General features: G+C 48.4%; 7 protein-coding genes. 4 read left to right on the forward strand and 3 right to left on the reverse strand.

Translation table 11 applies throughout. The features are described 5' to 3' along the window. The first annotated feature begins 217 nt into the window (after positions 1–217). The 3 genes from H6F73_RS26050 to H6F73_RS16270 all read left to right on the forward strand — a co-directional run bounded on the left by H6F73_RS26050 (position 218) and on the right by H6F73_RS16270 (position 7,864). Positions 218–2,806, forward strand: a complete 2,589-nt coding sequence (locus H6F73_RS26050) for a choice-of-anchor Q domain-containing protein (RefSeq protein WP_199330626.1) — start codon at positions 218–220, stop codon at positions 2,804–2,806. A 287-nt stretch (positions 2,807–3,093) separates the two neighbouring features. Then, entirely contained in the window at positions 3,094–5,469 is a 2,376-nt protein-coding gene (locus H6F73_RS16265; RefSeq protein WP_190759795.1) for a calcium-binding protein, read from the forward strand. Positions 5,470–5,749: 280 nt separating this feature from the next. Further along, the gene (locus H6F73_RS16270; RefSeq protein ID WP_190759796.1) at positions 5,750–7,864 is read left to right on the forward strand and encodes a choice-of-anchor Q domain-containing protein; all 2,115 of its coding nucleotides are present in this window, start codon (positions 5,750–5,752) and stop codon (positions 7,862–7,864) included. Positions 7,865–8,224: 360 nt separating this feature from the next. On the opposite strand, the gene H6F73_RS16275 is transcribed toward H6F73_RS16270, so the two are convergent. Further along, the gene (locus H6F73_RS16275; protein WP_190759797.1) at positions 8,225–10,000 is read right to left on the reverse strand and encodes an NAD-binding protein; all 1,776 of its coding nucleotides are present in this window, start codon (positions 9,998–10,000) and stop codon (positions 8,225–8,227) included. A gap of 211 nt (positions 10,001–10,211) precedes the next feature. Here H6F73_RS16275 and H6F73_RS16280 point away from each other — a divergent pair, with 211 nt between their 5' ends. Then, the gene (locus tag H6F73_RS16280) at positions 10,212–10,427 is read left to right on the forward strand and encodes a hypothetical protein (RefSeq protein ID WP_242072511.1); all 216 of its coding nucleotides are present in this window, start codon (positions 10,212–10,214) and stop codon (positions 10,425–10,427) included. 292 nt (positions 10,428–10,719) lie between these two features. On the opposite strand, the gene H6F73_RS26055 is transcribed toward H6F73_RS16280, so the two are convergent. Beyond that, on the reverse strand, positions 10,720–14,649 hold the full coding sequence (locus H6F73_RS26055) for a PAS domain S-box protein (RefSeq protein ID WP_199330627.1): 3,930 nt from the start codon (positions 14,647–14,649) through the stop codon (positions 10,720–10,722). Between the two features lie 36 nt (positions 14,650–14,685). After that, entirely contained in the window at positions 14,686–14,958 is a 273-nt protein-coding gene (locus H6F73_RS16300) for a helix-turn-helix transcriptional regulator (RefSeq protein ID WP_190759799.1), read from the reverse strand. Positions 14,959–15,056: the final 98 nt, after the last annotated feature.

Below are 15,056 nucleotides of genomic sequence, written 5' to 3' on the forward strand. Positions count from 1 at the left end.
CCGCTCTTTTACTGTCTTTTAAGACCCTAGCGATACGGGATAACACTCCATTTTACTCGTTGAATGTTTCAACAGTGGCATCTAGAGCCGCACTCAGAGAAAATGCCACTTTGCAAGATTTATCACCCTCAGTTAATCGCTCAGGAATTGCCTAAATCGGGCATCCTGTAAACATTTCGCTTGAGCAAATTCAGCAAATTAATTGACTCAAAAAAGTATGAGCATTCTAACTGTAACCACCAATGCAGACAGTGGAGTCGGTTCACTGCGCGAAGCAATTGCCTCCGCACAAGCCGGCGATACGATTCAATTTTCATCCAGCTTAGCCAATCAAACGATTAGCCTCACAAGTCAGATAGAAATCGACAAACATTTGACAATAGATGGGGCGGGCGCAACGAATTTAACCATCAGTGGAAATAATGCCACCCGCGTTTTTTATAGCGATTGGCGTTACCTCGTTCCGGAAGGCTTCAACATCAGCCTCAAAAATCTCACCATCGCCAACGGGAAAACCACGGATGCAGATGGCGGTGCCGGCATTCGTATGGGATATCTGGGAGACTTAACGGTAGAGAACACCACATTTAAAAACAATAGTGCAGGGAAAGGTGCCGCAATTATGGCCGGCACCAGTGGGACAACAACCGTCCTCAATAGTACATTCGATGGCAATGATGGCACATCTGGCACCACAGATGTCATGCGAGAACGCGGTGCCGGTGGCATTGCCACAGTCGGCGGTGAACTTACCGTTCAAGGCAGTCAATTTACCAATAACAAGGGAATTGTCGGGGGAGCAATTAACGTTCTCAATACAGAATTACTGGTAGAAAACTCGACGTTTGTTAATAACGACACCACAGCCGGCGCTGCCTACCCAGCCGGACGTTATCAAAGTGGCAACGGTGGTGCAATCTACACCGATGGAGCCAACGGTTTAAATGAACCGGGTAACATTATTATTCGCAAAAGCCGGTTTGAAGGTAACAAAGCAGCCGGTTTTGGTGGCGCATTGAATCTCAGCGCTTATCAACCGCAAAAAGTATCGGTTGAAGATTCCATCGTGCTGGGAAATGAAGTCATCAAAAACGCCAACGGTAGTTCCCTAGGCGGTGGCATCTACCATCAAGACGTAGAGCTAACGATTAACAACACAACTGTTGCCAACAACAAAGCCGTGTTTCAAGGTGGCGGATTATGGGCAAATAACGCAGGAGTTACGGTTAGCAACAGCACCTTCTCCGGCAACATCGCAGAAGATGCAGCCAAAGGTTATGGCGGTGCAATTCGGATTGGAGGCACCGACCAAGCAGCGAACATTACCAATACAACCATTGCTAATAACTCAGCCGGCTGGGTAGGAGGTGGCATATTAGCCGGCTCTACCCCAATTACGGTGAAAAACACGATTTTTAGCAATAACACGGCAACGAATCCCTGGAATATTCAATACAATACTACTCGCCAGTTAACTGATGGCGGGGGTAATATTCAATGGCCGCCTAAAGCAACGAATCTTTCTAACGACTACAATGCAACGGCAACAATTACCCTTGCAGATCCTAAACTCGGCCCTTTGCAGGACAACGGCAATGGTCTTTTAACCCATGCCTTGCTTGAAGGCAGTGCGGCAATTGGTATAGCTGGGGGACTGAATGCCGGCGCACCCATAACACCGGCACCGACTGACACACTTGTTGGTGGTGGTGGCAGCGATACCATAACCCCCACACCGAGTGACACACTTGTTGGTGGTGGTGGCAGCGATACCATAACCCCCACACCGAGTGACACACTTGTTGGTGGAGGTGGCAGCGATACCATAACCCCCACACCGAGTGACACACTTGTTGGTGGAGGTGGCAGCGATACCATAACACCCACACCGACTGACACACTTGTTGGTGGTGGTGGCAGCGATACCATAACCCCCACACCGACTGACACACTTGTTGGTGGTGGTGGCAGCGATACCATAACCCCCACACCGACTGACACACTTGTTGGTGGTGGTGGCAGCGATACCATTACCCCCACACCAACTGACACGCTTGTTGGTGGTGGTGGCAGCGATACCATTACCCCCACACCGACTGACACGCTTGTTGGTGGTGGTGGCAGCGATACCATTACCCCCACACCGGCAGATACCGTAGTTGGTGGTGGTGGCAGCGATACCATTACCCCCACACCGGCACCTAGCGGCAATGATGTCATCTATGGTGAAGCCGGCAATGACACGATTGATGGAGGCGACGGCGACGATACCATCTATGGCGGTAGCGGCAATGATGTCATCTATGGAGGTGCAGGTAACGATGTTATTTATGCCGAAGCCGGTGATGACACGATTGATGGAGGCGGCGGCAACGATACCATCTATGGCGGTGCCGGTATAAACTTTCTCAACGGTGGAGACGGCAATGATGTCATCTATGCCACTGATGATATCCTCTTACCCGGCCCTGCACCCCTGCCACCGGCTCAACAGGGCGCGAATAGTGTCACCGGCACTCCTGACAATGACATTCTGACAGGCGGTAACGCTACTGCCGCGACTGCAAGTGATAGCGTTGCAGATACTTTCCTGCTAGCGAATGCCGGCATCACATCTCAGAGATTGAGTGATTATGCGATCATGACTAACTTCAACGGCAGCCAGGATTTGATGCAGATCCAACAGTCGGGAAGTAACGCTCAAATCTTGTACGGCAACGATTCTGCCAAAGATGAACTGATAGGAACTGTCCCAGGAGATACATCTGGGCTAACACTCACCAGTAACAACTTGGCTTCCGTTTAGATTGTTATTTTTGCGGGGCGACACTTCATTTGCCCCGCCGCACCTTTCCACAGTGGCCGGCACTCAACATTTAAAAGGTCACTTTGCAAGTTTTTGACAATTGGGTTTTGGTTTTTCTTCCAATAGGTTTGTGATAGCAAGTGCAGACATCCCATGAGAGGGAACGGGAGTTTTGCTCAAGGCTATCGCCCCTATCTGGTCAATATCGCAGGGATTCTCTGAATCGGGAATTCCCTACATTTACCGAGCAAACATTCGCAACGTAACTGAATTAAAAGGATTAAATCATGAGTATCATCACTGTAACCACGAATGCAAACAGTGGAGTCGGTTCACTGCGGGCAGCAATCACTTCCGCACAAGCCGGCGACACCATTCAGTTTTCATCCAGCCTTGCCAATCAAACGATTAGCCTCACAAGTCAGATAGAAATCGACAAACATTTGACAATAGATGGAGCTGGAGCAACGAATTTAACCATTAGTGGAAATAATGCCACCCGCGTTTTTTATAGCGATTGGCGCTATCTCGTTCCTGAAGGCTTCAATATCACCCTCAAAAATCTCACCATTGCTAACGGCAAAACCACGGATGCAGATGGCGGCGCAGGCATCCGCATGGGATATCTGGGAACCTTAACCGTAGAAAACACCGAATTTAAAAACAATAGTGCCACCAAAGGTGCCGCAATCATGGCCGGCACCAGTGGCAAAACCACCGTCATCAACAGTAAATTTGATGCCAATAATGGCACATTCGGCACCACAGATGTCATGCGAGAACGCGGATCTGGCGGCATTGCCACAGTTGGCGGTGATCTCGTCGTCAAAGGTAGTCAATTTACCAACAACAAAGGCATTGTCGGCGGTGCAATTAACGTCCTCAATACGGGTTTGCTCGTCGAAAACTCCAGCTTTGTTAATAACGACACCACAGCCGGCGCTGCCTACCCAGCCGGACGTTATCAAAGTGGCAACGGTGGTGCAATCTATACCGATGGTGCGAATGGTTTAAATGAACCGGGCAGCATTATTATTCGCAAAAGCCGGTTTGAAGGTAACAAAGCAGCCGGTTTTGGTGGCGCATTGAATCTCAGCGCTTATCAACCGCAAACGGTATCGGTTGAAGATTCTACAATCCTTGGCAACCAAGTCATCAAAAACTCCAACGGTAGTTCATTAGGCGGTGGCATCTACCATCAAGACGTAGATTTAACCGTTAAGAATACGACCGTTGCCAATAACAAAGCCGTGTTTCAAGGTGGCGGATTGTGGGCAAATAACGCAGGAGTTACGGTTAGTAACAGTACCTTCTCCGGCAACATTGCAGAAGATGCAGCCAAAGGTTATGGCGGTGCAATTCGCATCGGAGGCACCGACAAAGCAGCGAACATTACCAATACCACCATTGCTAATAACTCAGCCGGCTGGGTTGGAGGTGGCATATTAGCCGGCTCTAACCCGATTACGGTGAAAAACACGATTTTTAGCAATAACACGGCAACGAATCCTTGGAAGATTCAATACAACACTACTCGCCAGTTAACTGATGGTGGGGGTAATATTCAATGGCCGCCTAAAGCAACGAATCTTTCTAATGATTACAATGCAACGGCATCTGTGACGCTGGCAGATCCCAAACTTGGGGCTTTGCAAGATAACGGCGGCGGCGTTTTAACTCATGCTTTGCTATCAGGAAGTGCGGCAATTGATAAAGGGATAAATACCGGCGCACCTACGACCGATCAGCGCGGTGAGCTGCGTCCCAAAGATGGGGATAATAATGGCAGCGCAATCGTTGATAGTGGCGCGTTTGAGCTAGGCAGCACCACGACTGTAACGCAGAACGATACCCTCGTGGGGACTGCCGGCAACGATGTTCTCAATGGCAACGATGGCGATGACAGTTTAGACGGTGCCGGTGGCAACGATACTCTTTACGGTGGTATCGGCGCAGATAAGCTATTCGGACAAGCCGGCACTGATGTTCTTGATGGTGGAGACGGTAACGATCTTCTCAATGGCGGCGCTGACAGCGATACCCTTAGCGGCGGTTTGGGCGCTGACTCTCTGGTTGGTGGTGCCGGCAACGATAGCCTGCTAGGTGGCGACGGCAACGATACGCTGGATGGCGGCACCGAAAACGATAAGCTCAATGGCGGCACCGGCAACGATCTGCTTTATGGCGGAATCGGCATAGACTCGCTTGATGGGGGTTCCGGAAGCGATAAGTTATACGGTCAAGATGCCAATGATACCCTCACCGGCAGCAGTGGTAATGACAGCCTTTACGGCGGTGCCGGTAATGACATTCTCACCGGGGTTAGCGCCAGTGCGACGGTTCCTGGAAGCGGGGAAATTGATCGGCTTTGGGGTGAAGCCGGTGGAGATACATTCGTGCTAGGGAATGCCACAAAGGTTTTTTACGATAACATCGGCACCGCTACTCAAGGCTTGAGTGATTATGCCATTCTTGCTGATTTCAACCGCACTGAAGATTTTATCCAGCTCAAAGGTAGTTCAGCAAACTATCAATTGGTTCAGTCAAGCAGTGGCACCCAAATCTTTTACGGCAGTGCTGCTACTAAGGATGAACTGATTGGAGTTATTCAAGGAGATACGACCGGATTAACAGTCAGCAGTAGCAACTTTAAGTACGTTTAAATTGTTGTTGATGTAGGGTAACACTTCATTTACCCTGTAGCAAGTGTCGTGACCTCCCTTGACATTTAAAAAGTCACTGTGTAAGTTTTGTAGAGCTAGGTTTTGGTTTTTCTTTAAATTGGTTCGGGATAGCTATTGCAGACATCTCCTAAGAGGAAACGGGAGTTTTGTCTAATGCTATCGCTCCGATTAGGTCAATATTTCAGGGATTCTCGATTCAGAGAATCCCTGAATTTAACGAGCAAACATTCGTACCTTAACTGAATCAAAAAGATTAACCATGAGTATCATCACTGTAACCACGAATGCAGACAGTGGAATCGGTTCACTGCGACAAGCCATTGCTTCTGCAAAGACAGGAGATACCATTCATTTTTCATCCACCCTTGCCGGAAAAGCCATTATTCTCAGTAGTCAATTAGACATCAACAAAAACCTGATCATCGATGGCACAGGGGCAGCCGGCTTAAGCATTAGTGGCAATAAAGCAACGCGCGTCTTCGAGTTAAAAACTGCGCCGGATAATACTGCTATTAATGTCACAATGCGGAATCTGATTATCGCCAATGGCAAAGCGAGTGGCGTTGATGAAGCTGGTGCCGGTGCCGGCATTAAAACGGCATCGTACACCACATTAACCGTTGAAAATTGCCAAATTAACAGCAACGTTGCCCAGTTTGGCGGCGGAATCTTTACGGGTTGGCGGGGCAAAACAACGGTGATTAATAGCGAATTTGATGGCAATGATGGCACAGCCGGCAACCAAGAAAGAGGCGGCGGTGCGATCGCAACCAAAAGTGAAGGCAGCCTCGTTGTTAAAGACAGTGTATTTACGAACAACAAAGGCATTAACGGCGGGGCGATTAACAGCCTATTGGGAGGGCTAACGGTTGAAAATTCAACATTTTTGAATAACAACACCACAGCCGGCAGTTCGGGAACCGTTACCAGCGGATTTGGTGGAGCAATTTATACCGATGGTGCTAGCGCCTTTACGAACGATTCTATGGGCGGAACTATTAACATTCGCAATAGCCGATTTGAAGGCAATATAGGAGCCGGTCAAGGTGGGGCAATGTTTCTGTTTGGTTATGCCCTAGACAAAATCGTTGTTGAAGGCAGCACGATCATTAACAATCAAGTCATTAAAAACGGTACCGGCAATGCTCTCGGCGGCGGCATCCGAATTGGCAATGCAGAATACACCATCAGCAACAGCACCATTGCCAATAACTCAGCGCTGACTCAAGGTGGCGGTTTGTGGGTCGCAGAAAAATCACCCGGGAAAATTATCAACTCCACCTTTTCTGGCAATAAAGCACAGGGGACAGATGGCACCAGCGGTTTAGGCGGCGCAATGATGATTAATACCTCCAGCGCCGGCAACATTATCAACACAACCGTTGCCAATAATCATGCCGGTTTTATGGGCGGCGCATTTTGGGGCCAAAATCAATATGTCACCGTCAAAAATTCAATTTTCGATGAAAATACGGGCGGCAATATTTGGAAGATCAAACAACACGTGGGCGCTCCGTTAATTGATGGCGGCGGAAATATTCAATTTCCTCCGAAAAATCCTAATGATTCGACGGATGTTAATGTCACGAATAGTATTAAGATTGCTGATCCCAAACTCGGTTCTCTACAAGACAATGGCGGTGGCATTCTAACGCATGGGTTGCTGAGTGGAAGTCCTGCAATTAATGCAGGTGTAAGTGTTACTGGTTTAACCATCGATCAGCGCGGAATTGCGCGTTCCGATGGCAAGTTTGATATGGGCGCATTTGAGCTGAGCAATACTTCGCCTCTAACAACAGATACCCCCATTCTTGGCACTGCAAATAATGATGTGGTGAACGGTTACGATGGCAATGACATTATTGATGGCGTTGCCGGCAACGATAGTCTTTATGGGGGACTTGGATCTGACTTTCTCAATGGCAACTTAGGAAATGACAAATTATATGGTCAAGATAGCAATGATACCCTCATCGGTAGCGCCGGCAATGATAGTCTCTATGGTGGTATCGGTAGTGATACGCTAATTGGCGTTAATGCCACCGGCATCACTCCCGGAGTTGGCGAAGTGGATCTGCTTCGGGGTGAAAGTGGGGCTGATACCTTTGTTTTAGGAGATCGGACAAAGGGTTATTACAAAAATGCCGGTTTAACGTCTCAGGGATTAATGGACTACGCAATTATTGCGGACTTTAATGGCAATGAGGATAAAATTCAACTCTACGGCAGTGCCAGTAACTATCAACTTCTCCAATCAAGCACCGGCACCCAAATTCTTGCCGGCAGCGGTTCTATTAAGGATGAACTCATTGGCGTGATTCAGGGAGGCGCAACAAACTTGAGTCTCACCAGTAGTTACTTTAAATACGTTTAGATTGCCGGTTCAATTGATCAACATTCAATGAACAATTCCCCACTCAGCTTGCAGCTACGGTGTACACACAAGTCTTCTCTACTGACGTTTGAGGTTTATTAGCCCCCTAAATCCACGCCAGTTGCTCCACTTGGGGAGACCCCAAGACCGCACTGGCTCCCCAAAATTGGGGGACTTTGATATTCCGGTTCCCCCCAGAATTGGGGGGTTAGGGGGGCGAATTCCAGCCTTTTGAGGTTGATCACCAGATGTGTGTACACCGTAGCTCAGTTTGCAGTGGGGAATTTTCCCAATTCTTAAGTTATTTGTTGTTGAGGTTTCTTTAAAGGAAAAAAAATTAAAAATTTTAGAGATGAGTATTCAAGAAGAAAAAGTGCTTCTTAATCCTGATTCACGTACAGGCGGGTTGATTCGCTCAGTTTTGGTTGCAACAGAGATATCTGGTTCAAAACTTGAAGCTGCATCCGAAGCTTGAGTGCGCCATAACTGATCAAGCTTGGTTGCCGGCATGGTGAGATATAAAACATCGCCGGCGCTGAGGTATGAGTTGAGTAAATCCCAACCGTGAGTTGATTGGCAATTGCTTTCAATATATAGGGGTACAAAGTCTGCCGTCATTGCCACATCTCGAACTCGATGCCCGTAAAAAGGATGACTGGGTGTAATCAGCGTCGCTAAAGCCACCCAAAGGCTGTCGCCCGTCATTCCATTGCCGAAAATTCTTCCGCCTAAAGCAGCAGCAGCGAAGGAAGGTGCAGCCAATTCTGTTGGGCTTAATACTGCCTCAAACTCAAAAACTTGTTCCACCATTCGAGCGAATTGAGGGTCTTGATTTCGCACCACCACTGGCAATTTGCCGGCTAAACTTTTGGCGGTGAGTGCAATCTCTAAATTCCCTGTATCGTCGCTTGTCACCGCGATCAGCGCTTCGGCGTAATCAATATTGGCTGCTTTCAGTGTGGTCGTTACACTAGCATCCCCTAGAATAACGGGAATTTTCAGGGAACGGGCGGTATTTATAAACCGGCAGTTGGGATCGCGCTCAATCACAACCACTTCATGACCACTCATTCTAAGTTGGTCGGCAATTCGCAATCCAACGCCCCCCAAACCACAAATAATGAAGTGACTTCGCTGGGGAATTCGGGTGGCATCCCAAACTTGTGTGAATCGAGTTCCTAATACGAAATCATTGAGAAGGGCGTAACAAATTCCAATGATGCCGGCACCGACTAACATCATCACAGCCGTAAATAATTTGATGCTTTCTGGTGCGTGTTCTGCAACTTTTTCATTGCCACCGGCACCCGTTATCATCCCTACAGAAAAATAAAGGGCATCGATTGCCGAGGTATTGGAATTAACGCAAATATAGGTAATTGTGGCAATTAAAATTGTGACAAGTAGGCTGAGGAGAACCGCCAAAGTTGACCGCGTGTGCTGATGAAATTGTTGCAAACTGTTAAAAAATTTAGTGACTTTTTGAATCACCGAGTTACGTGCAATCCGCACACGCGGTTGAGAGGCGACGATCAGACGATCTCCTACTTGCAATGTTTGCCCATAACTCATTGCAGAAATTAAATCTGTGCGCCCATTCACCGGCAGATAGTAAATCAGCATCCGCGAGCGATTTTCCCACAAATGACTAAGATGCCGGCCTAGCCAAGGGTGATTTTCATCGATATATTCTTCATGAATAGGCCATGTTTGGTTAAACAGCCGCAGTTGGCCAATCGCTTGTTTTCCCAATGCTGCAAACGCGAAAACTGGGGCGGCTAGGGTAGAAACGCTCATGGTGACGTGTTCGCCGACAGTATGATCGAGACGATCGCCCAAACTGGTATTGAATAGCCGGTTGATAATCCGAATCCGGGGATTGAGTACCCGCGACTGAACCAGAATGGCTAAATTTAAAGCATCGTCAGCGCCGGCAAGCACTAGGGTTTGCGCGTCCCGAATGCCGGCGGCTAGCAAGGTAGAAGGTTCGCGCAAATCTCCAAAAATGATATCAGCACCTTCATGGATAAGCGGGCGATCGCTGATGCCAACAACGTCAGCGCCCTGTTGCCTCAACAAACAGAAAATTTTATAGCCGGTGCGACCAAGACCACAGACAATAATGCGAGGTTTCATTTTGCCAGTTTATTGACAGACAACTCAACGCTGTCCTGTTGCTGAAACCTTATTCTCAACCAGACTGCGCTGAAGAACTGTAGCTAACAACACCAGCTCATATTTAAATGTTGAGTGGGAGAATCAGTTGAGCCGGCCTGAAGCGTGTCACAATAATTAACAAACAGTTTGTCAGCAAACCATAACGAGAGTAACAATTATGTGGCGAGTAATGATTCGATGTTCTGCTGAAGGTTGGCGCAACTCTGCCATTGCCTTTAAGGAAATTGCTGCTAAATATCCTGCAACCTTATTAAGTTCTAAAAAAATGCCCAGTGATGAGCGACGCATCATGGAATACAAGCTCGAAAGTGTTAGCGATGTTGAGGAATTTGTAGAAGAATGTATGACTTTAGAAGGTTTCGATGCAATCTTTGAATCCCTGTAGCCGGTGAGAGGCAATAACACAGCTCTAAAATCAACGCCCTAAGAAAAAAAAGCCGAATAGAAGAGAATCGATCACCTGTCTCATGAAGTGATCACATCGAGTTGAAGCGTACTTTAACCCAGTTGAATGATGCGCTCGCCTAAGTTGCTCGACGTGGCAATTTAGAGCAAACCAATCGAGTCCGCGATCTGGTGGTTCAGGTAAAACGTGAGATTTACAAGCTGCCGGCAGAGCAGTAAGTGGAGGTTGTGAGGCCAGACGTAACGAATTGCTAAACGTGAAAAGTAGCGAGTTAGATGCGTCCTAGCGAGATTGAGATGGCCTTCACCAATACATCTGACTCTACAGGCTTTGTAATGTGAGCTTGAAATCCGACCTGAAGTGCCTGCTGTCGATCAATTTCTGCGGCATAGGCAGTTAACGCAATAGCTGGAATCATTCCACCCTGCTGGAGTGGTCGCGACCGAATTTGCTGGAGCAGCATATAGCCGTCCATCTGAGCCATTCCAATGTCACTTACCAGCACATCGGGAATCGATTGTTCCAATGCTTGCAATGCTTCTAAGCCAGAAGCAACGGCTATCACCTTTGCCCCGTTTTGTTCTAACAGAAACGCTTGAAACTCACGGGTATCTGGCTCATCGTCTACCAGTAAAATTTGAATGCCCTCTAGCGGTAGTCCTGCATCTATTTTGGTCTCGACAAGTTCAGATACGATCGATGCTGTCTGTTTCATCGCCGGCAATTGCACAATGAAGGTTGCGCCTTGCGCTTCACCCTGGCTCTCGGCTCGCACGGTTCCCCCATGCATTTCCACAATTTGCCGCGCGATCGCCAACCCTAATCCCAATCCTCCAAACCGGCGGGTGGTTGAACCATCCTCCTGTCGAAAATACTCAAATAAGTAAGGCAAGAACTGCGGATTAATCCCTTTACCCGTATCGATGACTCGAATTTGAGCCAGTTGATTCAGTTGCCTCAGTTCAACTGTTACCTGTCCACCAGCAGGGGTGAACTTGACCGCATTACTCAGCAAGTTCCAGACGACCTGCTGTAAACGGGCAGCATCAGCAGAAATCGGCGCAACTGTATAGTCAAGATCGAGCTGTAGTCTAATGTGTTTCGCCTCTGCTGCCAAACGCACAGTTTCAATCGCCGCAGAAATGACAAACGTCAAACTAACGGGAGCCGCTGTTAGCGACAGCTTGCCTTGCATAATGCGGGAGATGTCAAGTAAGTCTTCAATTAGCTGTGTTTGGAGTTTCGCATTTCGTTCGATCGTTTTTAAGGCTTCGGCTTTGCGGGCTTCATCGAGTTTGCCGGTTTGCAGTAGCTGTGTCCAACCTAAGATCGGGTTCAGGGGTGATCGCAATTCATGAGACAACACGGCTAAGAATTCGTCCTTGATCCGGTTGGCGTTCTCGGCGACTTCTCGCGCAGTTTTTTCTCGCTGTAAGAGTTGTTCTCGTTCAACTTGGGCGCGTCTGAACTCTTCAATGTCCGTGCTAGTGCCAAACCACTGCACAATTTGTCCCTGTTCGTCATAAATGGCCATCGCGCGGGAGAGAAACCAACGGTAGGTATTGTCGGCTTGTTGCATCAGGCGAAATTCAGCTTGGTAGGGCGTTCCCATTGCAAGAGCGGTACTCCACAGTTGCCTTGTTGCTTCAAAGTCATCGGGGTGCATGATTTGAGTCGCATACTGAATGTCTTGAGTTTGCTCCAGTGTCAGCCCGGTGTAAGTTGTCCATTGCTGGTTCACGTATTGCGTGTTGCCTTGAGCATCGGTAATCCAAACCTGTTGCGGCATTGCGTCCGCCAGTTGGCGAAATTGCGCTTCCTGTTGCAGAATCGTGGCTTCAGCTTGCTTGCGCTCGTGGATATCGACAGATGCACCAAACCAGCGAATAATCTCACCCGTTTGCGGATCTCGGTAAGGCTCGGCACGCACTAGAAACCAGCGATAGGTTCCTGCCGCTGAGCGAATCCGGTGTTCGACCGAGAAAATACTGCCGGTGCGTCGCGCTTCGTTAAACGCCTCTATGGTTTGAGTACCGTCTTCCGGGTGAACAAAATTAGCAGCTACCTCTGTTGCTGTCGCCTGTTCATAAGGAACGCCCGTGTAGTTGCTCCATTGCTTGTTGAAGAATTCAGTTCGCCCCTCCGTATCTGTAATCCAAACGATTTGTGGCACGGCATCCGCCATCAGCCGAAACCGTTGCTCACTCTGACGCAAGGCGGCTTCAGCACGAGCACGTTCGATCATTGTCCAGATCCGGTTTGCCAGGTCGCGCATCAACTCAATCTCATCACTGCGCCAGTGGTAGGGTTCCTGATGATAAACGCCCAACGTAAATTTCCATTCGCCGTCTCTGATCAAAGGCACGTTAATAAACGAACCAATGTTGAGGGCTGCAAATTGCTGTGGGTTGGCAATGCGCGTATCGGTGAAAACATCCCGAATCACAATGGGGTTTCCAGTTTTGGCGAGCTGGAAAAATTCCTCTGTCAAAAAGTCTGGCAGCCGATAAACACCCACTAAACTCGACACATTTTCCTGGTGCCAATCTTGTTGGATTGTCGCTTCGTCGGCTTGCTCATTGATTTCGACGAAGGCACATCTAGACGTTTGAAGATAACGATTCAACTGTTCGCCAACTGTCTGAAGAATTTCATCTACACCATTTGCTTCGATCAGATTCTGAGTCACCGTAGCAAGAAAGTCGGCGTTTAGCTCTGCCTGTTTGCGTTGGGTGATATCGCTTGCTGCCCCCAGCCATTCAATGATTTCCTGCTGTGCATTCAACAGTGGAATCGCCCGCGAAAACGCCCAGCCAATCGTCCCATCTAGCTGAATGACTCGGTGTTCTAACTCAAACGTACTTTTGTTATGAATAGCAGCAAGGATTGCAGCCCTCAACTGCGGGCGATCCTCGGTCGGAATATACTGTTCGACCCATGTCCCGCTTGGGTTCTCAGTGCTGGCAAGAAAATCCTTACCATTTAGGTGACGCAACTCGCTCCAATCTGCGCTCATTTTATACACGATGCCTGAACTGGCAGTGACAAATAAGCGGAGTTGTTCTTCTGAAGATCGCAAGGCTGCTTCTGCCTGCTTACGGTCGTCTTCGATGCGCTTGCGCTCGGTAATATCTTTGAATACGATCGCTACCTTTCGGTCTTCCGGTTTTCCAGTGCGGCAGGCATAAACATCAAACCATCGTTTCAATGGCGCAGAACGATTCTCGAAGCGAATGGGTTCACCCGTTAAGGCAACTCTGCCGTAGGTTGCGATCCAAAAGTCTTCTAGATCTGGCACTAACTGACGCACTGTTTTACCGACGGCTTGTTGCAATCCGGTTTGCTGCTCAAATACTGGATTAATTTCTAAGAAGCGGTAATCAACTGGCGTGTTGTTCTCATCAAACAATATCTCGGCGATACAAAAACCTTCGTCGATTGACTCAAACAAGGTGCGATATTTTGCTTCCGACTCGCGCAGGGCAGCTTCAGCATAAGCACGTTCAACGGCTGCCCACGTCTGTTCTGCGGTTTCTTCAACCAGTTTGACCTCGGTTTCCGTCCACTGACGCGGCGTGGATTGTTGAGCGGCAAGCAGGGCAACAAATTGATTGTTTTTGATCAGCGGCACATCAATGTGTGCAGCAATATCAATCTCGCGGTATCTCGTCTTTTCAGCATCCGTATATTTCGGATTATTGGGAATATCGGTTACAACTTGGGTGTCCCCAACCTGATGGTCAGCAGTTAGGTTGCGTCGGTAGTCCTCCAAGCGGTATCGTCCGCTCAACTGGGCTACACCACTGGTGTAGTTGCAATGAACAATGACCTCCTCACTAGCCGGCACCACTTCGATGTAAATGACACGACTTGCCCCTAAAGATTCACCCAAAATGCGAGCGGCGATCACTTGTATCTCTGAAGCATCGGTGAGCGGGCGGAGGGCTTCTGCCAGTTTGACTCGGAACGCATTGAGCTGATTTGCCGCCTGTAGGACAGCAGAGTTATCCTGTCGCTCTTGGGCGTCTGGCTGCGTCTGTCCGGGGGATTTGGTTTGATCAAGTTCAGTTAGTAAAATCTGCACTGCCGTTTTCAGGTCGTCTGACCAGGTTTCGACAGCACCCAATGGCGTTTGCGACCAATCGTGCAATCGCAGCAACGCCCCCAACTCACCGCCCCCAACAAATAACTTCTCAGCCATTGCCCTAAATTTTTCCGCCCTCATGCGTTTAGTTCCTTATACAAAATACTTCCTTCGCATGGACTGGCAGCGTTCTCGTACCGTGGCATCACTTGACTCCGATAGCTGATTCAAAAGCACCTCAATTTGCTTAAGAGCTAAAGGAGAGGGAGTTGCATATCCATTTTCCCAGCGATTAATTGTTGGGAAGGATACCCCAAGGTGAACCGCAAACTTTTCCTGAGTCAGCTTCAGGGTTTGCCGGAGTTCTCGAATCAATTGACCGATGGCTGGCTGTTCAATACCGACGTATTGCTGATGAAACGCCATAGCTCGCAAACTTTATAAAGCTCTCTATTCATAACTTTGGCTTGTTTTGGCAAAGAAGCAATATCCCTCAAGACATAAGCCTAAAAGTTATCTGTAAG

Source organism: Microcoleus sp. FACHB-68, assembly GCF_014695715.1.
Classification (GTDB): Bacteria; Cyanobacteriota; Cyanobacteriia; order Cyanobacteriales; family Oscillatoriaceae; genus FACHB-68.